The following is a 21,348-nucleotide window of genomic DNA, read 5'->3' as shown; positions in this document are numbered from 1 at the left end:
GGAACAAGAAGCATCTTTTGAGTGACATCATCATTCTGTCGATCCTTGGTGTACTTTGTGGTGCTGAATCCTGGGATTCCATTGAGGCTTTCGGTAAAACCAAGCTTGGTTTTCTCAAAGGTTTTCTCAAACTGCCTCATGGGATTCCCTCACACGACACGATCAATCGTGTCTTCAGCGGTCTTCGGCCCAAGTTGTTTGAAAAAATGTTCGTAGAATGGGCAGGTAGCCTGAAGAATGAGTCGATCAAAAAGGAGGTCATCAGTATAGATGGGAAGAGCATTAGGGGTTCAAGGGATAGTTTTCATTCCCAGAGTCCAATACACATGGTGAGCGCATGGGCATCCAGTAATGAGCTGGTATTGGGACAATTGAAAGTCTCTGATAAGAGCAACGAGATCACCGCAATCCCCCTTTTATTGGAACTGCTGGACATAGAAGGGAGCATCGTGACCATAGATGCTATGGGTACCCAAGTCGATATTGCACAGAAGATCGTAGAGAACAAGGCGGATTATATCCTATCGGTCAAGGGAAACCAACAGGAACTATCGGATCAGATAAAGGGTCGATTTGAAAACCAGCTTCCAGCAGACGCAGATCTCGCCCAGGAGAAAGGGCACGGACGCATAGAAAGCCGTAAATGCGAGGTGATCACCGACCTTACCTTCATAGACAACAGTATTTCATGGGCTTCAATAAAATCGGTGGTACGCATAAGTTCCACAAGGGAGATAGGAAACAAGGTGACCACAGAACAGCGCTATTATATCAGCAGCTTGAGTGAAAAAGCGGCACATTTCAATAGTTATATCAGGTTACACTGGGGCGTGGAAAACAAGTTGCACTGGTCACTGGATATGATATTTAATGAGGACAGGCAAAGAAAGAGAACAAAGAATGCCGCCGACAACTTCTCATATATTAGAAAAATAGGACTCAATCTGCTCAAAAAGGATACATCAAAGGGCTCATTGGTCACAAAGAGACTCAAAGCGGGATGGGAGGATAAGTATCTAATGCAAATTTTTAATCAAATTTAAATGCGTTGACCCTGATAGGTTAGGAGTTAGTTTGACTATTAAAAAATTTTTGGGTAAACGATTTAAGAAGAATCCTCTATATTTTTAAGTTTGTTGATTATCGGGGTTCAATTAGAATTATTTTATACCATTCCTACATGGCCAATCATTAAAATATACCCCAAGGAAAGAGCAAACTCTTAGGCCAATAAATATAGAATGATATCAATCTCATTTTATTTGAAATTGACAAGTGATTTAAAAAATTTCTACAATAAAACTTTCTTACCATAATTTGATCACACTCAAGAATTCATTTTTCATATAATTCACTGAGAAATTGGAATTAATTTTTAGTTAGTCTATCAGGGTCCCCTCCACGCCTTTAATTTAATGCTTCCCACCAACTTTTCTCGACCAACTATTCTCCGACCTATTCCAAATATATCGTATCCTCGACGAACGGGAACACCTACATAAAACAAAGAAAATCAATAAGATAAATAAACATATAGAGAAAAAAATGGGTTTTATATAGGTCGCAGCGCCGTTGGTCGAGAATATTTTTTTATGGATGATAACAGACCGAGTTTAGCAAAAAAATAACGGTCACTAATTCATAAAAAGATGGAAAATTTTAGCAAAGAACAACTTGAACAATTCCTAAAAATTGAAAAACAAATTATAGGCAATGCGGACCATGTCGCAATATCGAAAAAAGGAATTTTCGACGATCTAGATGGTGAAGGAGTAACGCAGATGACTACCAAAACCTATCAATAATATATTAAACCTATCAAGAAGGATGAAAAGGTTTTCATGTATTTTGGTCGAGGACGATGCGTTGGCAATTGATATGTTGGAAGATTATATTAATAGAAAACATGAACTTATTCTAAAAGGTGTCGGTACTGAGTTATCTGAGGTTAAGCAATTGTTAGAAAGTATTGATCCATCAATCATTTTTCTGGATTTAATAATTCCCCCTGGTGAAAGCAATGGCTTTCACTACGGGGAGATATCAAATAAATCTTTTATTATATTAACATCCGCTATTCCACTTCACCTATACAAAGGTCCGCTTCCAAACGGTCCTATTTTTGAGCTTCCCAAACCCATTTCTTATGAAAAATTCAGTATATGTGTTGAACAGGTAATAGTGGAATTAAAAAATCAAAATTGTGAATAGCTCCAGAACATTTGATTTTTATTTATTAAGAAGCCCATCCTTTCCAACGCAAGTATTAGAACAGATTAATAATAATCGGAGTTTTATTGAGCTAGCTGATTTTATTATCGAGTTTTTCAATAATCCTATTGCGTTAAATGCGTTGTTTTTTTCAAGTATCGAAGTCTACGAACAATTTGTAAATCTCAAGAATGATATAAGTTTTCAAAATGAAAAACTATTATTGACACTATATAAGTATATATGTCGAATGTCCAGTCGCCCCACACCATTTGGTCTGTTTTCAGGAATAAGTTATGGTCAAATAACCGTTGAAAAAACTTCCCTTGTCTTATCTAGTGAAATCAGACCATCCATTCGATATGATGAAGAATTCATTTTAAAGCTTTCAGAACAATTGTCCTTATTACCTGATATAAGATCAAATATAAAATTTGTAATTAATAATACAATAGCTATTAAAAACAATACCATAACATATATTGAGTTTATTGACGAAGAATATAATAGGCATTTCCAATGGAGAAGAATACAGTTAAATCCGCTTCTGGAAAATATTTTGGCATATTGCAAGAGTGGTATTGAATACAAAAATATAATAGCCCATCTTGAAAACTTTGGAATAAACACTGAAAAAGCAAAAATTTTTGTCGATGAATTAATAGCAATTAAATTACTTATTTCTGAATTAGAACCTGTCGTAACAAAAGAAGATACAAGCCAAATACTTTTTAAACTGAATGAAATTTCAGTTGACACCAAATATTTCCCCTTTTTAAATAGCATTTCTAAAACTTTAGATTTAGAGTTTAATATTCAAACTACTGAGTATCTGAGTAAATCGCGAAATAAAATTGAAAGATACGTGCATTCTTCCATGAAAAATATCTATCAAGTAGATTCCAAGCTTTCGACATTAACTAATCAAATTGAAGAGTCATTGATAAATGAAATCGCCAAAGAGATAGACGAAATTTCGCTTTTGAATAAAACAAAACTTCCTGACGACCTTAAATCATTTATCTCTTCCTTTAAATCAAGATATGAAGACAGAGAAATTCGTCTAATTGACGCCTTAGATCCAGAAATAGGAATAGGATATGGAATACCTAATAATGAAATTGAACAATCATGTCCTCTTCTGGAAGGAATTGTAAATCAAAAACCAAATCCAAAAGTGGAAAATTTTGATACTTATATTCATGACATCCTAGAAAACAAGTTCAATTACCATTGTGCTTCAATTCCTAGTATTGAAATTACTTCTAATGATCTAAAAATGCTAACTAAAGATTCTGAAAAAAATGAAAAAAAATATCCAATTGGTTTTTCTGTTATCGGCAATTTACTTTCTGAAAAAAATACGACTATTGATAAGAATAATTTCAGATTCAATTTAATAAAAGTGGGTGGGGTTTCCGGGTTACCACTTTTAACTCGATTTAGCCATTTAGATAAGCGACTAAAATCAAAACAATATGAGATTGCTTCACATGAAGAGGAGTTAGCTTCAAATAGAATATTAGCAGAGATTGTTTTTCTACCAAACAGAAGAGCTGGAAATATCTTAACGAGACCATCTTTTTATCAATACGAAATTCCTATTATTACTCACGGTACTGTCGAAGAAGATCATGTTATAAAACTTGAAGATCTTTTTGTTAAAATAAGAAATGGACAAGTTATTTTAACTTCCCACAAACTCAAAAAGGAAATTATACCGAGATTAAGCAGTGCACACAATTTCGCTTATGGAATGGTCATCTATCGGTTCCTATGTGACCTTCAATTACAATCCAACAATTTAAATGTTTATTGGGATTGGGGAAACCAGTCAAATAAAAAACTATTACCAAGAGTAACCTATAAACATTTGATTCTCGCTCGTGCCACCTGGAATATAAAACAACAAAAATTCCCTGGCAAGGATGAAATAGATATTGAAGACGCAATAAATACACTAAAGAAAAATTATAATTTACCTGATCGTGTTCTCTTGATTGAAGGTGATAATGAGTTATTCATTGATCTTACCAATTCTTTTGGACGAGCTATTTTTCTTAAGGAAATATCAAAAAAAGATATTTCAGTCTGTGAATATATCTATGACAATTTCCAAAGTGCATTAAAAAATAAAAACGGCGATTACTTCAACAACGAGATTGTAATTCCCTTTAAAGGCAATATAAACTCTGAACAATTACCTCTACTTCTACCCCAAAATTCAATAACTCAAAGACAGTTCCCACTTGGAAGCGAATGGGTATACATCAAAATATACTTATCAGAACGGATAGCCGATCATATATTAGAATACTCCATTCAAAACTTGGTGATGGAACTAAAGAAAAAGAATTTAATTTCTAAATGGTTCTTTATTCGTTATAATGATCCTAATCCGCATTTAAGAATCAGATTTCATTTATATACTGGTGATAATTTGGCATTAGCAGATACCCTACTATTAATTAATACACATGTAGGGCCACTTCTTACACAAGATAAAGTATCAAAAATCCAATATGATACTTATGAACGAGAACTGGAAAGATATGGTGCCAGTAATATAGAAAACTGCGAAAATATCTTCTATTTACATAGTGAACTGATCTTACATTTATTACCTGTTATCAAATCAGATTTAGGCAATGAAATGAGATGGCTGATCGCAATGAAAGTGGTAAATGAAATTCTGTCCGTCTTTGATTTTGACCTGAGTGAAAAAATAAATTTTGTTGAAAGAGAAAGAGACCGCTTTATAGAAGAGTTTAAGAAGTATAAAAACTTAAAAATTTCAATGGATAAAAATTACAGAGAGAAGCAGCGTATTATCCAAGATTTTTTTTATCCCAATAAAGATTCTGCTACAGAAATTCATGCTTTACTTTTAGACCACCAAAATTTAATAAACAAATTCTATCTCCAATGTAAATATCGCATCGGATCAAAGAGACAACAAAGCGCAATGATTGCCTCTATAATCCACATGTTCCTAAACAGAATTTTTTCTTTTAGACAGCGAGAACAGGAAATGGTAGTTTATCATTTCTTATTAAAATTTCTGATAACAGAATCTAAGAAAAATCTATAATGGCTAGATAGTATAATTTATTCCCACAACCCCAGCCTTTTGTATAATTCGGATTTATATTGTCCTCCAATTGGAATATCTGGAAGGCTCCCCTTCATTTTCATAACATTTCCCTCTACCCGCTTAGCAAAATCCAAATTAACTATAAATGATTTGTGAACCCTGATAAACTGTTCTGCCGTCGAAAGCTTTTCTTCCATATCTATCAACTTCTTCCATACATTGTACTTCTTTTCCAATGTCTCGATCCAAACATAATCTTTATCCCCCTGTATATAAAAAACCTCATTATAAGGAGAAATAATAATATTTGATCTATCCTTAATAATAAGAAAATCTCTCTTCGATTTTACCCCCTTCTGATCCTCAAGAAACAGTTGAGCCTTATCAATAGTTTTCATCATTCTATCTACGCTAAGAGGTTTCAAAATATAATCCAAAACATTTAATTCATATCCTTCAAGCGCATAAGTTGGATCTCCTGTTACAAATACAAATAATGGAGGTTTTTGTAGAGTTTTCAACAGAGTAATACCGTCCATATCGGGCATTCGAATATCACTAAAAACAAGATCGACCTTGTCTGATTTTAAGATTTGTATGGCATCGAAAGCATTTTCGTATACTCCTAATATCTCTATTTCTGGAATCTTGTCTAAATGTGACACTACAACCTCTCGTGCCAATTCTTCATCATCAATTACAATACACTTAATCATTTTACTTATTTTAAAGTTTTATTTTCAAAAAAACAGCATAATATTCCTCTTCTTGAATTATATCAAGAGAGTAACGGTCATTATAATAAATATCCAATCTCCGCTTTACATTCTGCAATCCTATTCCTCCGTATTGGTGTTTCTCCGCAAAGTTGTTTACACTATTAGAAATGTTATAGGTTAAAATATCATCATCTATACTTAGATCTAATTTAATCCAGGCGTTTTTTCGGCTACGATCAGGTCCATGTTTTATAGCATTTTCTAGGAAAGGTATCAAAATCAGAGGCACAATTTGGTAAGGCTCATTAACTTCTTGTACATTAAATTCAAATTTAACACTATCTCTATAGCGCAAACTCATTAGGTCAATAAAACCCTTAAGAAATTGAATTTCATGACTCATAAAGATCTTGTCATCTTTCGTCTGGTACAGGATATGCCTTAGCAGATTTGATAAGTTTAAAATAGCTTTTGGCGTATTGGTATCTTGAATCTCTGCCATACGGTAAATACTGTTAAGCGTATTAAAAACAAAATGTGGCGAAATCTGAGATTTTAAAATATTGAGTTCCATCTGGAGATTATCACGTTCGAGACTCAATTTATCTTTTTCAAGACCTAGATTATCCCGCTCCAACTCCATCTTATCTCTTTCCAAAATAGTAAGACGATGTGCGCCATCAAAGATCACTTTGGTAAGTTTAGGTGCCAGTGGAAGTGATACCAAAAACAAAAAATCCAAAATTAAATCAGATGTTTTGTCCAATCTAAAAAGGCCAAAATAACCTTCTTCAAGAAAAAACTGAAAATATGAATATATATTTTTCTCACTTTTTGGAATAATATACACTGCAATTTTGCAATCTAAATATGTAATTGTAACCCACCAAAAATAAGAGAAGATTATAAATAATAACGACGGAATTATTTTGCCATTTGACACCCACTTTGGCATAATCCAAGAAGCTATATAGAATAAACTTGCAGTAACAATCAGGTCTTTTACAGCAAAGATCCAGAAATACTCTCCGACCATCCTTTCGTAGGTAAGATAATATAAAGTGGAAATAACCAACCAAAAAAATAAATGCGTAAGAATACGAGTTCTCGGAGTATACCATTTTCCCCAAATTAATTCTCTTTCCATCTATATACAGCAAAATTACTGACAAGTCATTAGACATGCAATAAGTAGGAAAATTAGAAAAAATAAAACAAAAAAACTAACAAATAAATAGCAATTACTTTAATCATACTGAAATAAAAAAAGGCAAAATGCGCAAACAGCTATTATTAAGCATTTTAAAAAACATAAAATAAACAAAATATGTATTGTATTAATGTTGTCGCAGTTTAATTTGGAAAATATAGATATCGGGCTAATTACCTTAAAAATATAGGTCAAAATGGAGTTGGTCGAAAAAATTTGATTGATACACCTTTATAGTATAAATTGATCCTATTTATTTTTTAGCAACTGGCACATCTTATTTAAAACATCAAGATTTATACAAATATTAATTTCAACCCAAGTGTGCCAATTTCTAACATCAAATTATGAACGAAGTCGTCATTATAGAAAGTTGTGAAGAAGAGATTTATGAGTCAAAGATCACTAAGCATAAACCCCAACACTGCAAATTTCCAGTATTGAGGTTACCTTGGTACGTCTCCCAACATACTGAGGTTATAATCTCCAGACAATCCAGCTCTATGTTGCCATATATCTTTTTACGGAATAATATACCGAGTCTAGCCTTAGAGTCATACCCCGTCTACACACTTAGAGGATATCCCAACCGTCCAGATGGTAAGCATCGTTACGAGCCATTTGATGGTTGGGAACGATTACCTCCGCTGGGCAATGATAATGTACAGCAATCTCTATTTTAATTCAACTCATTATATTGACAAAAAAAACACTGTTAGGCTAATCTAACAGTGTTTTTTTATATTAATTATTCAGTTATTCTTACAAATGAAACGGAAATCAGTTGTCGTAATTAACTTTCGGCATGAAAATTCCCCGGCTCTATTTCATCTTAATTTTTAACTCGCTTCTATTTTTTATATTCCCTATTAACCGATCAGTATTAAAATAAAATGAATATCTATCCTTCCTTATTTTACTACTAGCCTTTAGTTCCATTCTTTTCTTTTCCATTCCCAGAATCCAAGCAATAGCTGGGTCATATTGCATTCCAAAGTCAGTATCTGTATCGTCATTCAAGGAGATATCAGCTTTGATACCTTTGAAATAGTTGTTTTCCCTATTGGCATTTTTGAGTTCATACATCCCTAAATACAGGTCAAATTGATCCATTGGAATTCCAAATGATCCAACTGGCTTTCCGTAAGTATATACAGCAGAAAGGTTATCCTCTGATACGCCTATGACCTGAACATCCATATACGGTTTTAAAATATTGATCAGTAACTCACTTGCAGATGCAGTTTTGTTGCTCACTATAAAGTAAACTTTTTTTAAATCCGTCAACCCTTCATCTTTATGAAAATACGTTGTATTGGCTTCCACGCTATAATCAATATCATAAAGACTTATCTCTTTACCATTAATGATAACAGGCCGATTATATTCATCATACAATTTGTAGTTTTCTAATACTTTTGAATTCCCACCCTGCATTTGCCTGTTGTAATGTTCAGTATACATAATCTTGCCATTAGTAGATATAGGTACAACCGCATTTGCGATATAATCGGCCGTTACCTGATATCCCCCCTGATTGTACCGAAGGTCAATAATTAGTTCGTTAATTTTTTCCTGTGAAAAGGAAAGAAAAATTGGTGTAAGATATTTCCGTGCGTTTTGAATTGGGGTGAAACTATTTAATGCAAAATAACCGATTTTCCTTTCTCCATTTCTCAATATATTTTGCTTTACCACCGGATTTATTTCATACGAAGCTGCATTTAAACGCACTTCACGCTTTTTTATACCATCCTCTGTCACTTCTAACTTAATGAACGACATGGAAAGTGATTTTTTCCATTGCTCTAGAAATGAATCTTCTGCTAACACATGTTCTCCATTTATGGATAAAATTTGCATACCACGCCTGAGCCCTGCTTTACCTGCTGGTGAATTGGGATCAACATACAATAAACGGAGAATATTATTTCTAATCACTACGGAAAGACCAAACGTATTACTTACATTATAAACATTCTGAGGTTCTCTTTCTTGTAATTCTCTGAATACAATACCGGAATATTTAGGTCTATTCAGATCTAATAGATTCTGTTCATAGAGCGCTCCTGTTTCCACATCTTTCGCAAATTGTGTTATTTCAAATATTTCATTTTCATAACACCGAAACTCACTCAGACCCGGATTATAAAACCGCAAGGGGTTGAAACGATCAACCGAAGGAAGTTGATCGTTCCATAGATATACCCCTTTTGCGAGAAGAAAAATAGAATCCAAATTTTCAATTATTCTTTTTTGCTCTTTAGATACTTGAGGTATATCATCATTCTTTTTAGTACAAGATTGCATCACACTAAAAATGGCAATTAATATAAATATATATTGTATTCTAGTCATCACTAATAACTCTCATCAGACCTCATAGCATTGTAATGATCGTAGACTTTAGAAAGAATACGATAATTTTCACTTGCTACCATATCAAAATGTGTATAATCTCTTGAAGTTGTAGCATCAGACCCATATTTAACATAATAGAATACTTTTTTATTTTCGATTCGCTGATTCGCCGTCGGATATTTTAGAACCAAATCATCCGTTCGTTTAGACGTACTCCAAGACCCCGCCCAATTATAGGTACTTTTCGAACCAAAACTCCTTTCATATTTATATGTTACAAAAATAGGAACATCTTTATAAGGGATTGTTGCAGCTGGATCTTGATAAAAGCTCATATAAATATCGGAATCTGTATACTTTGGGTTTGAGGATGAATTAGCTTCCCAACTGCTATTTTTATATTCAATTCGGACATAAGGTTTTTCAAAAGGCCCATAGTTAATCTGAAAAGGCGCTTCGACCAATCCGTTCCCACTGTTCAAGTAAGCAAGTTGAAAGGCAATAGGCACTCCAGGACTTGCCTTGGAATACGTTGTATTAGCACTTAATACTTGAATAAAACCATTTAATCCAGCAACAGCTACAGCAGGAGAAGTATCCGTGCCGATCCCCGTATATTTAACTTTTATCGTTGCTGAATTTATTATATCTTTCTCTTCATTAGTTAATGAGGTACCGATTCCAATCAGATTTTTTAATATTCCGAGCTGTTTATATACAGCATTATACAGTTTAGTTGAACTATAGGAAGATTCGATTACCATTATACCCATGCGACCATAGGTCACACTTTTTACATAGACCGGAGTTACCCCTCCAGTAATGGCCTGCATATCCAGACCTGTAGGATCAAATAGTTGAGTATTATTTTGTGGCACATCCATGTCTATTGTAAAATTGTGCTGGAAAAATTTAATCTTAATTGCCGATGTTGAAGCAATAAGATGGTTCTCCCCTTGCTGCGTTGTATTGGTGTTAACTAAAAACGCATCTATTCCTTTATTAAATCCATAAATAGTTTTCAATTCCTCATATACACGAAAAGTATCCATTTCTACTATCAAAGACGCAGCGCCGACTTCACCGGGATTAGTATTCTCTAAATCTGTCAGTGCCGCATTGTATAATGCCGCTTGAGAAGTTGGACGGGGAAGACTGGTTCGGGCAACTGCGGAACCAGAAACTGGCATAGAAGTAGATATGGTAATCGGGCGGATATTATTGGAAATCCCTGTTAGCATCTGTGGGGAAAAAATACCTTCAATGCTCTGTCCCCTTAGAATGGCGCCCGGATAAATATTAAGTCCCATAGATTGATCTGAAATAGTGAACATCTGGGATTTATATTTCTGATAGAAATATAATTTATTTGGATCAGGGGTTGGAGCATTACTACCATTAACAATGATCCCGGGTCCGTCTTTGTAGCCACCCGAACCTGCTTTAGGTTTAAAAGGATTATCTTCATCTGGCGGTGTAGTTAAGTCTGCTCTTTTCCCTCCTGCTGATCTTTTGCCAGACACATTATTTTCCGGGTTAGATTTTGAACCGACAGTAAAACCTTGGATCTTCGGTATTCGTAGTTTATCAAGAGCTTGTTTACCGTTGCCATTGTTAAAATCGGAATCCAGTTTCGAACAACTGATGGCGAAGATTATCATCAGCACCAAAGGAACATATTTAATGATACCTTTCAAGAAATAATTAATTCTCCTTTTCATATTTTAAGATTTTATAAGCATAGGTCTCCCTGACATCAGGAAACATGATGCTAATTGGTTAAAAAAAGTGTAATTACTTTATCTAGAACTTTACGTCAAGCTTTAAATTTAATTCATTTGGATATTAACTACCTAACGGCATTCCATTACCTATTGACCATTTTCGGATCCTTTTCTCTTTTAGCTGACCTTTTTCATCATAGATATTATAGCTAGCGCTTACCACATTATTCTGAACATTATAATCAGTAATTTTTATAGAATAGTCTGCCGGAATATTATTTGTCTCCTTTAGGTTATCTCGCCAAATCACAACCTTCTTTCCTGCCCACTTATCCTCTACACTGGTGACAATTTGCATCCTACCCACGTAACCGTCATTTAAGAACAGCATATATTCATAGTTGTTAATCGGGATATTCCATAAATTACCAGAAGGATAGTAAGCATCAGATGCATCTATATCCTTCGTATAGCGAATGGAAAAATCACGTTCATAACAGACCAACTGCGTTCCCCGTTGTCCGAGCCCCATATTACCTCCGCCTCTGTTAAGATCTTTTTCAGTACCTTCTCTTACTAATAAGCCATTTCCATACCATTGAACTAATTGATTGTCCAGAACTTTATAAGTCCAGTCTAAGGGTTCTTCAACTTTATACTTTTTGGTATAAAATTTCTTGCTGTCAAGATCTATATTCGCCAGAAGCTGAATATGTTTTTCTTGTATATCTAGGTTATCAAGCACAATCCTTAATGAAAGCGTGGCATGATTGGCATTGATATATTTACTGGGTGCAACGAGAAAGATAAAAAGCTTTCCTGAACTTTCAGGGATCTCACTTGCTTCTATAGTCGGGCAAACCTCTGAAAAAATGGTCTTCCCGTCTTTATTATTGACCCTGATCTCTAAAGTATTGTCCATCGTATTTACCACATAGTATTGGTTCCCCAAACTATCGGTTTTAGCTTCCGTTCTCCATTTTTCGTTTTTCTTCTCAGGAACATCTGGCGTATCTTTTTTACATGAGAATAAGAAGCATGCCATTAGTAAACATACACTTAAAATCCCTAAACTCTTTTGTCTATATGCTGTATTCATCATCATAAAATATATTTAATGGTCAATTCTAAACGTCGTTTTAAATGGCGAGTTATCTTTTAGATATTTTGCAGTATAGTAAATCGGCACACCTGGATCACTCGCCGTAAATGTACCTACGTTCTGCGCGATAAAATCAGATACACCATCAGGACTTGGATTTATCAATAGTTGTATCACATTATTCCCGATAGTACTTCCCAAAAGATAGATCGTTATACGACAACTTGCAAAAAGATTTGTTTCTTCCTGAGTATAGGATTCTGTAGTCTTTTTAAGGATCTTCTTCACCATCTTCTGAAAAGCACTTCTCATTTCGGAGCTATTGTTGTTAGATTCAAGCACTAATAATCCAAACCTACCATAAGTTACGGAATTAATATATACCGGAGAAATTCCATCAAAAGCATTGGCGGGAATAGAAGCCATATCAATCAGCTCATTAGCAGCAGGATCAGACATCGAATAGGTAAAATTCTCTACTGTGTAACTGGCCATGAATTTAGTGGAGTAGTAGGTTCCGCTTGAATAGGAATCAAAATTTGTATTAGTCGAAGAAAATAGCTTATGCTGATTTACATTATAGCCAAAAGCATATTTCACTTCCTCATATTTTGAAAATGCGGCAAAATAGTCTGAGTAATTAAGTATCGTATTACCTGAAAAACCTGGGGCCAAAAGAGCATTTCGTAAAAATATCCGGCTATTGGATAGACTTGGGACGGAGAGAGTTCCTATTGATAAACTGGAAGGAAATGACAACTGGACACTGATTGGCGCAGTTTGATAACCAGAAAAGGTCTCAAATTGGTCGGATGCTATTGACGCAGCCTTTAAAAGTGAGCCGGGATAAATATAACTTAGATTCCCCGGTGTTACGACCATCTCATCAGATTCATAAAATGAGCTTGTTCCCGTCCCATTTGTCCATACACTATCCCGAAGATGTATCATTCCAGCAGTTTTTTTGCGGTCAAATACTGTTTTGATGTCTTTATTTTTATTCCTCAGATCAACAATATCCAAGGGTGCAATACGAAGTTTACTAAAATATTCCGAGAGCAGTTTCCCATCGCCTTTTTCAGCAGGCGATGGGTTTTGAATTTCTTCCTTTTTACATCCTATAAATGAAAGGAGGAAAAAAATGGCTATGATTATTTTGACTCTCATACCAAATAAAATTGAAATGACCTAATTGGCAATATTAATCTTGAACTGATTCCTAAAGGTGGCAAAATCATCGAGATAATTTAAAGAGTAATAAAGAATATCCCCTGGACTATCTTTTGTAAAACCACCATTTCCAGCCAAAACCTCTGCAAAACCTGTTAGACCGGTTGTTATTGCCTTAACGATACTCTTTCCATCAGCTCCGATAATATACACTTTCATCCGCGAATTATTTATTATAGTTTTCTGCGCATTAGTTAGTCGCAAGTTCAATGCTGCTGAAAAGGCTGGACCTAGACTGTCAGTCGACGAGACGTTTAACATTTCTGCGGATAATGTTAGCGCGACATTAAGTGTTTTTTTGACCGCGGTGTAAGAGGAATCTGACTCCATGATAAAAATCCCCTTTCTTCCATAAGTTACCGAACTGACAATTACAGGTCTGATTCCATTGAATATAGAGTAGTCAAAATTGCTCTTGAGAAAAGGCTCATAAATTGGAGGTTCGATAGCGATGGAAAAGTTCTCTTGCGTAAATTCAGCCCTTACAATTGTTGTAGCAGTTGAATTTTCAAGGGTATCCAGATAATTAACAGTTAAAATTTTAGCAAGATTCAAATTTGCTCCAAAAGACTTTTTTAGTTCCTCGGTCTTTCTAAATTGACTTTGTTCGTAAGTAAAGGATTGGATCTGGTTTCCTGCTGCCGAACTCAATGCTGCGCGCAGATAACTAAGATCTTGTATTTTAGAAGGAATGACAGTTCTATAGATACTATCAGTAGGGAAATTGGCGTACATGGTGATCGGGTTTCTATAAGCAACTGGTATGAAAACCGGATTCACATTGTCTACATCAATTGCCGCCTCCCCCTTTAGAATAGCACCCAGATATAATTTTCTTCTCGTCTCTTCTAGAACCGCTGGAATATCTGTTGTTTCATAGAAAGAGGTCTTTCCTGTATTGTTGGGCCAAATACTGTCTCTGAGGAATGTAAGGGAATTTTGTTTACTTTTTTTTGTAAAACCTTGTATTCCTGCCGTATCAAAACTTGAAAGGTTTATCTCGGTAGGTTTAAAAGTGTAAGTTTTAAGACCTTTAAGTCCAGAACTTGGCTCAATTGTTCCGCCCGGAACGAGATCTTTAGAACAGGAAGTGATTAAAACCACAAATGATGCTATTAAAGCAATACAATTTAGTTTCTTTTTCATAATCGGTAATATATAAAGTTTAAAATTGGACAATTCATACCCAAACTTATCCCCTTCTTCTTTTATAATTTTACCGATATATTTATCCCCTAATTATACCATGTTGGAATTAAAAGTAGCAATCTAAAATACTTTCATTTCGAATTATAAAAGGTCTTCTTTCCCTAATTATTTATAATTCTAAACCTTATTTTATTTATAACCAAATAAACTCGACGAACGAAGTTTCGACCAATACAAACATACCCATTGGCACGATGAAAAAAAAACAAAACTTAATATCCAATACTTCTAAACTAAAAACGATCTCCACAGATTTCTCTCCAATACCAATTTTAAGGATAGAATAAATGCTAAAGAAAGGAGGTAAGTACTTTTTCCTTGGGAAAGTAAAATATTATCACAGAGAAAGAAGTAAAGATAAAACTAAACTACTCGCTTGTGCTTGGTGGTGATAATGTAATATTGTTTATTGTTAGTTTCAGGCCAAATTAAAATTACTATATTCAAGTAAATAATTGGAATCTTCCCGGCTTTAACCTTAATAGTATTTCCAATTGTCTATTTGCTTTCTTTCTAATGACAAGAATAAATATTTAATTTTATTTTTTGTTACTGGAACATTCTTAATAGGAATTGCCGTATATAATGTAAATGAAATAACATTATGACAACAAAAGAATTTCTACAAAGCCAAAAGCAGGAGTGGTTTCCCAAATCTTCGACTTTTGATCGAAATGAGTATCCAGTTTGTGGAAGCCTTTCTGGCTCATTCTTCTACAGGTTGATCCCTAATCCCACTGAAAGACATCCTCCTGAATTCGTATTTATAAAACCGGATGACAATGGAATCCATTCATTAGCGATGAAGGGGCACATAGCTCAATGGAATATGGCATGGGAAGCGGGGCATTTGAGAGGAGAAATACTAAGGGCTGAGATGCCCGAATCGTTCAGTTGGTTAGATAATTATAAGGATGCAAACATTTACTTATTACCTTATTCTGCGAAGCATGGTTATTATGCACACCAACATTTGCTCAATCTATTACCTGCTAGAACAAGAGAGAAATTTGGATTGCCATTGACAAAAAGAGGAATATGGCCTACAGAGTCGGCTCATTGGTTTCTCGACAGAATACTGCCTAAAGATTTTGATCAAAGACTGTCAAGGGCAATGGCCTACCATATTTGGCCTCTTATCAATAATTCTTCAAGAATTAATAGATATACTAAATCAGAACCGATTTCGCTTTTAACACATAATCTTAATTAACGGTCTCCATTTCTAAACAAAATAATTGAAGAAAAGTTATTACTGGCTTCGCCTACTCCATATAAAAATGAAAAAGATAGGCGTAACGCAGTAAAACAGAACAAGATAATGCCACAGGGCATATATATGGATAGCCCCAGAATGGGAGAATTTGCTTGGTATGGAGAAGACGAGGCATGGGAGGTTACCAAAGAGCTGGTTGGTTTAGCCAATAAGGACGGGCAACTTTCCAATATAATTGATGCGATAAAATCAAATCGGGTTTCTGATGATTTTTCCGAATTATGGAGTCGGGAAAAAGAAGATTTTGAACGTAAAATATATAGCAAGCGATCAAAAATTAAGGTTTCTTTCGTGGAGATTGATAATGCAATACCAGTACACGGACCGACCTCCGAAGTACATGAAGACTTAATTTGGGAAGATTTTATTGCGCTGCTCAATCCAAAAGAAAAGCAGATCGTTATTTGTCTGAAAAATGGCATTACGAAGCTCTCTGATATCGGGCAATACCTCGGTTATGCCAATCATAGTCCTATTTCGAAAGCGATGACAGCAATTAGAAAGAAAGCTAAAGCATTGATAAATCTTTAATACATATGCTAGTGATAACAGATTTTAAGTTTTCTGAATTGCATTATAGACGGTAAATTAATGAGCAATTATTTTCTGACCAGGATAAACTAACTTATTTTTACCTTCTTAATAAACTGTAATAAAGGCACTAATAGTTCTATTAAACTTTCGTGCCCCCCACTAGAAAAACCATATTCAACATTGCGTATGGCTTTTCTTTTTTAGTCCCTATCCCGTACGAAACTGTTTTCTATACTTTAAGGGTGATACCTTTGTCACCACCTTAAATTGTTTGCTGAAATGTGCCCAACTGTTATAGCCGCTGTCATAACAGATATCCAAAATCGGCCGATCCGTATCACGCAAAAGTTTGCAGGCATGACCAATCCGGAGCTCCTTGATAAAATCAAAATAACTCTTTTTAATGTTCTTTTTGAAAAAGCGGCAAAATGCCGAAATCGACATATTCGTGCTGGCGGCAACCTCTTCCAAGGAAATAGGATTTAAGAAATTCTTGAAGGAATAATCTATTATCGCTTCGATAACGATGTTTTCATCACGGCCTGCAATCGTATCAAAAGCCATTGTGATCACCTTTTGCTCCTCTGATGCCCCGATCCTATCCATACAGCTTAATAATAGCTGGATACGTTCAAGCCCCTCCATATTTTCAATCTGACGGATCATAAGAGCGATCTCTTTCGAAAGATCTCCCGTAAGCTGGATTCCCGTGCTATCATTTTTCAACAAGCCCGCGATAACATGCATCTCGGGCAGCGCTAAAAATCCCGCTCCCCAAAAATCCTTTAGAAAATGAACAACAATCGCGCTCCCCATAGCATCCGACTTTGATTTGCGGAACCAATGCGGCAGATCCGAGCCAAGGAAAAATACATCGCCTTGTATGTAATCACCGATGTAATCACCAATAAGCGCTGTACCGTTTCCCTCGGTGATCAAAATCAGCTCACACTCGGGATGCCTATGCCAAGCCGTTTCAAAAGTCGGTGTTCTGTACGTTCTACAGGCAAAAGAGTATTGTTCTTCAACGTGTATTTTCTGGATCAGTGTTTTCATTATAGAAATCTTATTAGCGAATACATCTGCTATCTGAACACATAATATACGATTATAAACACAATAAATGGCAAGATAGCATATTTTTTCAGCCAAATAGCAGTTGAAAGATGCTCGTTGGATACTGTAAATTTATCATACGACAAGGGAACCACATGTGAATCGTATGCGGCTATCGCATAAAAAATAAACCAAAATAAAATTATGAACTCAACCTCAATAATATCAACCATGGAAGCTAATACGTATGATGCCATCGTCGTAGGCTCCGGCATCAGTGGCGGATGGGCCGCAAAAGAACTTTGTGAAAAGGGATTAAAGGTCCTGATGCTGGAACGTGGAGGCCCTTACGAACATGTCAAAGATTATAAATCTGCCTTACGCGAACCATGGGATCTCCCGCACCGCGGACGTACAACTACAGAACAGAAAAAGAAGTATCCTGTTATCCATCGTGGCTGGGCTGCCTCAGAAGCCGTCATGGACGGTTGGGTGAATGAGGAGGACTGTCCTTATACCGAATTGAAACCTTTTACCTGGTGGCGTAGCTACCGCATGGGCGGGCGCTCTACTTTATGGGGCCGGCAGTCCTATAGGTTTAGTCAAATGGACTTTGAAGCCAATGAACGGGATGGAATCGCTGTATCTTGGCCCATTGGCTATCATGATATCGCCCCTTGGTATGACCATGTTGAAAAATTTGCCGGTATCAGCGGATCCATAGAAAATATCCCACACTTGCCCGATGGACAGTTTCTTCCCCCAATGGAGCTGAACTGCGTCGAAAAGGACGTAGCCAAACGTATTAAACAAGAATATGGAGACAAGCGACACCTGATCATTGGACGAACCGCAAACCTAACAGCCCTGATTCCTGGCCGGTCAAAATGTCAATTTAGAAATCGATGCTGGGAAGGATGCCCTTTCGGAGGCTATTTTAGCACACAGTCCTCTACCCTACCCGCAGCAATGAAAACCGGCAACCTGACCGTCCGGCCCTACTCGCTGGTTCGGCAAGTCCTCTATGATAAAAATACCAAAAAGGCTAGCGGCGTAGAGGTGTTGGACACCGAGACCAACCAAACCTATGAATTCAAAAGTAAAGTGGTCTTTCTATGCGCATCGGCTCTCAACAGTACATGGATCTTATTCAACTCCGCAACAGACATCTGGCCCGACGGTTTGGGTAGCAGCAGTGGGGAACTAGGACATAATGTGATGGACCATCATTACAACATCGGTGCTTCTGGAATCGTGGAAGGCTACGAAGACAGGTATATATTCGGGAAAAGAGCCAATGGCTTTTATATTCCGCGATTTGTCAATATAGGTAACGACAAAAGAGACTACCTACGTGGTTTCGGTTATCAAGGAGGCGCCAGTCGTGAAGGTTGGGGCAGAGAGGTTGCCGAACTCAATATTGGCGGTGATTTCAAAGATGCGCTCACCGAGCCCGGTCAGTGGACCATCGGCGCCACCGCTTTCGGCGAGATACTCCCTTACCACGATAATAAAATCGCACTGGACAAAGAGCGAAAGGATAAATGGGGATTGCCGGTACTGGCCATGGATGCTGAGCTGAAAGAGAATGAGCTGAAGATGCGGAAAGATATGCAGGAAGAAATGAAAGCCATGCTTGCCATCGCGGGAATAAAAAATGTGAACACCTGGGATAATGGCCATGCCATGGGGCATGGTATCCACGAAATGGGAACCGCAAGAATGGGGCTGGATCCCAAAACCTCAGTACTCAACAAATGGAATCAAGTATGGGATTGTCTCAATGTATATGTCACCGATGGCGCCTGCATGACCTCCTCGGGCTGCCAAAATCCTTCGCTGACTTATATGGCACTGACTGCAAGGGCGGTAGATCATGCCGTCAGTGAGCTCAAGAAAATTAACAGTTAAGCCAATGGAAAGAAGAACACTTTTAAAGATGATCGCCCTGCTTACGGGCGGAGCCGTAATTGGCGGCAATGCTTTTCTGACGGGCTGCAGCTCCAGCAAAGAACACGACCTTAAGGAACGCCTCAAGTTAACTCCACAGCAAATCGCACTTTTGGATGAGGTGGCAGACACCATACTCCCCACCACGCAAAAAAGCCCGGGAGCCAAAGCAGCTAAAGTCGGTTCTTTTATGACAGTCATGGTGAATGACTGTTACGAGGTCCCAGATCAGCAAATATTTCTCGAGGGGATGGAAAAATTGGAGGCGGCATGTAAAAAAATGCATCATCTGGGATTCGTGGAAGCCACAGCCGAGCAGCGGCTTGCCCTACTAACAGCTATTGACAAGGAAGCAAAAGAATATGCACAAAAAAAAGGAGAGGCACCCAATCATTATTACACCATGTTTAAGCAGTTGACACTCCTTGGCTATTTCTCCTCGGAAATTGGTTATAAACAGGCACTCCGTTATAATCAGGTTCCGGGCCGATATGAAGGGGATGTTCCCTATAAAAAAGGAGATAAAGCATGGGCTTAAAACAACCAACAGAAAAATATAAGGCCACCCCCTATGGGCAATCTTATTTACATAAAAAATATTTATGACAACAATTAAAGGACCTGCTATTTTTTTAGCGCAATTTGCCGGTGACAACGCGCCGTTCAATACCCTGGAAAGCATCTGTAAATGGGCTGCCTCGATCGGTTACAAAGGTATCCAGATACCTACCTGGGATGCTCGATTGATCAATCTCCAAAGAGCTGCGGAAGATAAAGATTATGCATTGCAGCTCAAGACTACTGTGCAATCCTACGGCTTGGAGATCACCGAACTATCCACGCACCTCCAAGGGCAGCTGATTGCTGTAAACCCTTCTTTTGACCCGTTATTTGACTCATTCGCACCGTCAGAACTGCATAATAATCCCAAAGAGCGGCAGCAATGGGCTGTACAGCAGCTCTACTACGCGATCAAAGCCTCCCATAACCTCGGACTGAAGGCCCTTGCGACGTTCAGCGGTGCATTTCTTTGGCCCTACGTTTATCCTTGGCCGCAACGTCCGGAGAATCTAGTGGAAACAGGATTCACGGCACTCGCCAATATGTGGCTCCCCATATTGGATGCCTGCGAACAATACGATGTGGATCTCTGCTATGAACTCCATCCCGGTGAAGATCTGCACGATGGTGTCACTTTCGACATGTTCCTTGCAAAAGTCGTTTATCATAAACGGGCAAATATCCTGTACGATCCCTCACATTTCGTACTGCAATGCCTTGACTACCTGCAATTCATCGACATCTATCACGAGCGGATCAAAATGTTCCATGTAAAAGATGCTGAATTCAATCCATCTGGCCGTCAAGGTGTATATGGTGGTTATCAAAATTGGCAAGCACGGGCTGGCCGTTTTCGTTCCATTGGCGATGGGCAGGTCAATTTTAAGGCGATCTTTACCAAGCTGACGCAATATGATTTTAAGGGCTGGGCAGTCCTGGAATGGGAATGTGCCTTTAAAAACTCCGAAGATGGGGCCCGTGAAGGCGCACAACATATCAAGGATTACATTATTCGGGTAAGTGATCATGCATTCGACGACTTTGCATCTGCTGGTCCTGATGACAACCTGAATCGAAAATTGATAGGTTTATCAGACGATTAACAGCCTAA

At 36.9% G+C, this 21,348-nt stretch carries 18 protein-coding genes; 10 read left to right on the top strand and 8 right to left on the bottom strand.

The genetic code is table 11. The annotated features are described in order from the left end of the window. The 4 genes from DCO56_RS27565 to DCO56_RS27555 form a co-directional block, all read left to right on the top strand. Positions 1–1,043, top strand: a 1,043-nt coding sequence (locus DCO56_RS27565; RefSeq protein ID WP_219929465.1) for an ISAs1 family transposase, incomplete at its 5' end; no start/stop codon positions are given. Between the two features lie 606 nt (positions 1,044–1,649). Continuing rightward, positions 1,650–1,805, top strand: coding sequence for a hypothetical protein (locus DCO56_RS29410; protein ID WP_181390693.1), 156 nt, complete (start codon positions 1,650–1,652; stop codon positions 1,803–1,805). A 22-nt stretch (positions 1,806–1,827) separates the two neighbouring features. After that, positions 1,828–2,211 (top strand): response regulator, encoded by a 384-nt coding sequence (locus DCO56_RS27560; RefSeq protein ID WP_108636889.1) that lies wholly within the window; start codon positions 1,828–1,830, stop codon positions 2,209–2,211. Then, positions 2,204–5,302: a lantibiotic dehydratase gene (locus DCO56_RS27555; RefSeq protein WP_108636888.1), complete on the top strand. Its 3,099-nt coding sequence runs from the start codon at positions 2,204–2,206 to the stop codon at positions 5,300–5,302. Before DCO56_RS27560 ends, DCO56_RS27555 begins: the two co-directional genes overlap by 8 nt. A gap of 17 nt (positions 5,303–5,319) precedes the next feature. Here DCO56_RS27555 and DCO56_RS27550 read toward each other — a convergent pair whose 3' ends face one another. Further along, a complete protein-coding gene (locus DCO56_RS27550) occupies positions 5,320–6,021 on the bottom strand; it encodes a LytR/AlgR family response regulator transcription factor (RefSeq protein ID WP_108636887.1) in 702 nt (233 codons plus the stop codon). A 10-nt stretch (positions 6,022–6,031) separates the two neighbouring features. Continuing rightward, positions 6,032–7,171: a sensor histidine kinase gene (locus tag DCO56_RS27545; protein WP_108636886.1), complete on the bottom strand. Its 1,140-nt coding sequence runs from the start codon at positions 7,169–7,171 to the stop codon at positions 6,032–6,034. A 410-nt stretch (positions 7,172–7,581) separates the two neighbouring features. On the opposite strand from DCO56_RS27545, the gene DCO56_RS29125 reads away from it, so the two are divergent. Next, a complete protein-coding gene (locus DCO56_RS29125) occupies positions 7,582–7,917 on the top strand; it encodes a hypothetical protein (protein WP_146191158.1) in 336 nt (111 codons plus the stop codon). A 139-nt stretch (positions 7,918–8,056) separates the two neighbouring features. Here DCO56_RS29125 and DCO56_RS27540 read toward each other — a convergent pair whose 3' ends face one another. From DCO56_RS27540 to DCO56_RS27520, 5 genes are all read right to left on the bottom strand, one after another. Beyond that, entirely contained in the window at positions 8,057–9,592 is a 1,536-nt protein-coding gene (locus tag DCO56_RS27540) for a S41 family peptidase (protein ID WP_146191157.1), read from the bottom strand. 2 nt (positions 9,593–9,594) lie between these two features. Next, positions 9,595–11,316, bottom strand: a complete 1,722-nt coding sequence (locus tag DCO56_RS27535) for a thiol-activated cytolysin family protein (protein WP_108636885.1) — start codon at positions 11,314–11,316, stop codon at positions 9,595–9,597. Positions 11,317–11,440: 124 nt separating this feature from the next. Then, on the bottom strand, positions 11,441–12,424 hold the full coding sequence (locus tag DCO56_RS27530; protein ID WP_146191156.1) for a hypothetical protein: 984 nt from the start codon (positions 12,422–12,424) through the stop codon (positions 11,441–11,443). 9 nt (positions 12,425–12,433) lie between these two features. Next, positions 12,434–13,588: a thiol-activated cytolysin family protein gene (locus DCO56_RS27525; RefSeq protein ID WP_108636883.1), complete on the bottom strand. Its 1,155-nt coding sequence runs from the start codon at positions 13,586–13,588 to the stop codon at positions 12,434–12,436. A 21-nt stretch (positions 13,589–13,609) separates the two neighbouring features. Further along, positions 13,610–14,797 carry a thiol-activated cytolysin family protein gene (locus DCO56_RS27520; protein WP_108636882.1) on the bottom strand — a complete coding sequence of 396 codons (1,188 nt, stop codon included), beginning with the start codon at positions 14,795–14,797 and terminating at the stop codon, positions 13,610–13,612. Between the two features lie 667 nt (positions 14,798–15,464). On the opposite strand from DCO56_RS27520, the gene DCO56_RS27515 reads away from it, so the two are divergent. Together DCO56_RS27515 and DCO56_RS27510 are read left to right on the top strand one after the other, a co-directional pair. After that, on the top strand, positions 15,465–16,073 hold the full coding sequence (locus DCO56_RS27515; protein WP_108636881.1) for a hypothetical protein: 609 nt from the start codon (positions 15,465–15,467) through the stop codon (positions 16,071–16,073). A 108-nt stretch (positions 16,074–16,181) separates the two neighbouring features. Next, a complete protein-coding gene (locus DCO56_RS27510; RefSeq protein ID WP_146191155.1) occupies positions 16,182–16,667 on the top strand; it encodes a hypothetical protein in 486 nt (161 codons plus the stop codon). A 210-nt stretch (positions 16,668–16,877) separates the two neighbouring features. Here DCO56_RS27510 and DCO56_RS27505 read toward each other — a convergent pair whose 3' ends face one another. Further along, on the bottom strand, positions 16,878–17,726 hold the full coding sequence (locus tag DCO56_RS27505) for an AraC family transcriptional regulator (protein ID WP_108636879.1): 849 nt from the start codon (positions 17,724–17,726) through the stop codon (positions 16,878–16,880). Between the two features lie 231 nt (positions 17,727–17,957). Here DCO56_RS27505 and DCO56_RS27495 point away from each other — a divergent pair, with 231 nt between their 5' ends. From DCO56_RS27495 to DCO56_RS27485, 3 genes are all read left to right on the top strand, one after another. Beyond that, positions 17,958–19,637, top strand: a complete 1,680-nt coding sequence (locus DCO56_RS27495; protein WP_108636877.1) for a GMC oxidoreductase — start codon at positions 17,958–17,960, stop codon at positions 19,635–19,637. 4 nt (positions 19,638–19,641) lie between these two features. Then, a complete protein-coding gene (locus DCO56_RS27490; protein ID WP_108636876.1) occupies positions 19,642–20,214 on the top strand; it encodes a gluconate 2-dehydrogenase subunit 3 family protein in 573 nt (190 codons plus the stop codon). Between the two features lie 64 nt (positions 20,215–20,278). After that, complete coding sequence (locus DCO56_RS27485) at positions 20,279–21,340, top strand: sugar phosphate isomerase/epimerase family protein (protein WP_108636875.1); 1,062 nt, start codon at positions 20,279–20,281, stop codon at positions 21,338–21,340. The last annotated feature ends 8 nt before the right edge of the window (positions 21,341–21,348 follow it).

Origin of the sequence: Sphingobacterium athyrii (genome assembly GCF_003071065.1) — a bacterium.
In the GTDB taxonomy this organism is placed as follows: Bacteria; Bacteroidota; Bacteroidia; order Sphingobacteriales; family Sphingobacteriaceae; genus Sphingobacterium; species Sphingobacterium athyrii.
Note: the sequence above shows the minus strand (reverse complement) of the source record. Positions and strands in the feature narration are given on the sequence as shown.

Coding starts and splice junctions, on each gene's coding strand:
- DCO56_RS29410 (WP_181390693.1), top strand. CDS start 1,650: ATGGAAAATTTTAGCAAAGAACAACTTGAACAATTCCTAAAAATTGAA.
- DCO56_RS27560 (WP_108636889.1), top strand. CDS start 1,828: ATGAAAAGGTTTTCATGTATTTTGGTCGAGGACGATGCGTTGGCAATT.
- DCO56_RS27550 (WP_108636887.1), bottom strand. CDS start 6,021: ATGATTAAGTGTATTGTAATTGATGATGAAGAATTGGCACGAGAGGTT.
- DCO56_RS27545 (WP_108636886.1), bottom strand. CDS start 7,171: ATGGAAAGAGAATTAATTTGGGGAAAATGGTATACTCCGAGAACTCGT.
- DCO56_RS29125 (WP_146191158.1), top strand. CDS start 7,582: ATGAACGAAGTCGTCATTATAGAAAGTTGTGAAGAAGAGATTTATGAG.
- DCO56_RS27540 (WP_146191157.1), bottom strand. CDS start 9,592: ATGACTAGAATACAATATATATTTATATTAATTGCCATTTTTAGTGTG.
- DCO56_RS27535 (WP_108636885.1), bottom strand. CDS start 11,316: ATGAAAAGGAGAATTAATTATTTCTTGAAAGGTATCATTAAATATGTT.
- DCO56_RS27530 (WP_146191156.1), bottom strand. CDS start 12,424: ATGATGATGAATACAGCATATAGACAAAAGAGTTTAGGGATTTTAAGT.
- DCO56_RS27525 (WP_108636883.1), bottom strand. CDS start 13,588: ATGAGAGTCAAAATAATCATAGCCATTTTTTTCCTCCTTTCATTTATA.
- DCO56_RS27520 (WP_108636882.1), bottom strand. CDS start 14,797: ATGAAAAAGAAACTAAATTGTATTGCTTTAATAGCATCATTTGTGGTT.
- DCO56_RS27515 (WP_108636881.1), top strand. CDS start 15,465: ATGACAACAAAAGAATTTCTACAAAGCCAAAAGCAGGAGTGGTTTCCC.
- DCO56_RS27510 (WP_146191155.1), top strand. CDS start 16,182: ATGCCACAGGGCATATATATGGATAGCCCCAGAATGGGAGAATTTGCT.
- DCO56_RS27505 (WP_108636879.1), bottom strand. CDS start 17,726: ATGAAAACACTGATCCAGAAAATACACGTTGAAGAACAATACTCTTTT.
- DCO56_RS27495 (WP_108636877.1), top strand. CDS start 17,958: ATGGAAGCTAATACGTATGATGCCATCGTCGTAGGCTCCGGCATCAGT.
- DCO56_RS27490 (WP_108636876.1), top strand. CDS start 19,642: ATGGAAAGAAGAACACTTTTAAAGATGATCGCCCTGCTTACGGGCGGA.
- DCO56_RS27485 (WP_108636875.1), top strand. CDS start 20,279: ATGACAACAATTAAAGGACCTGCTATTTTTTTAGCGCAATTTGCCGGT.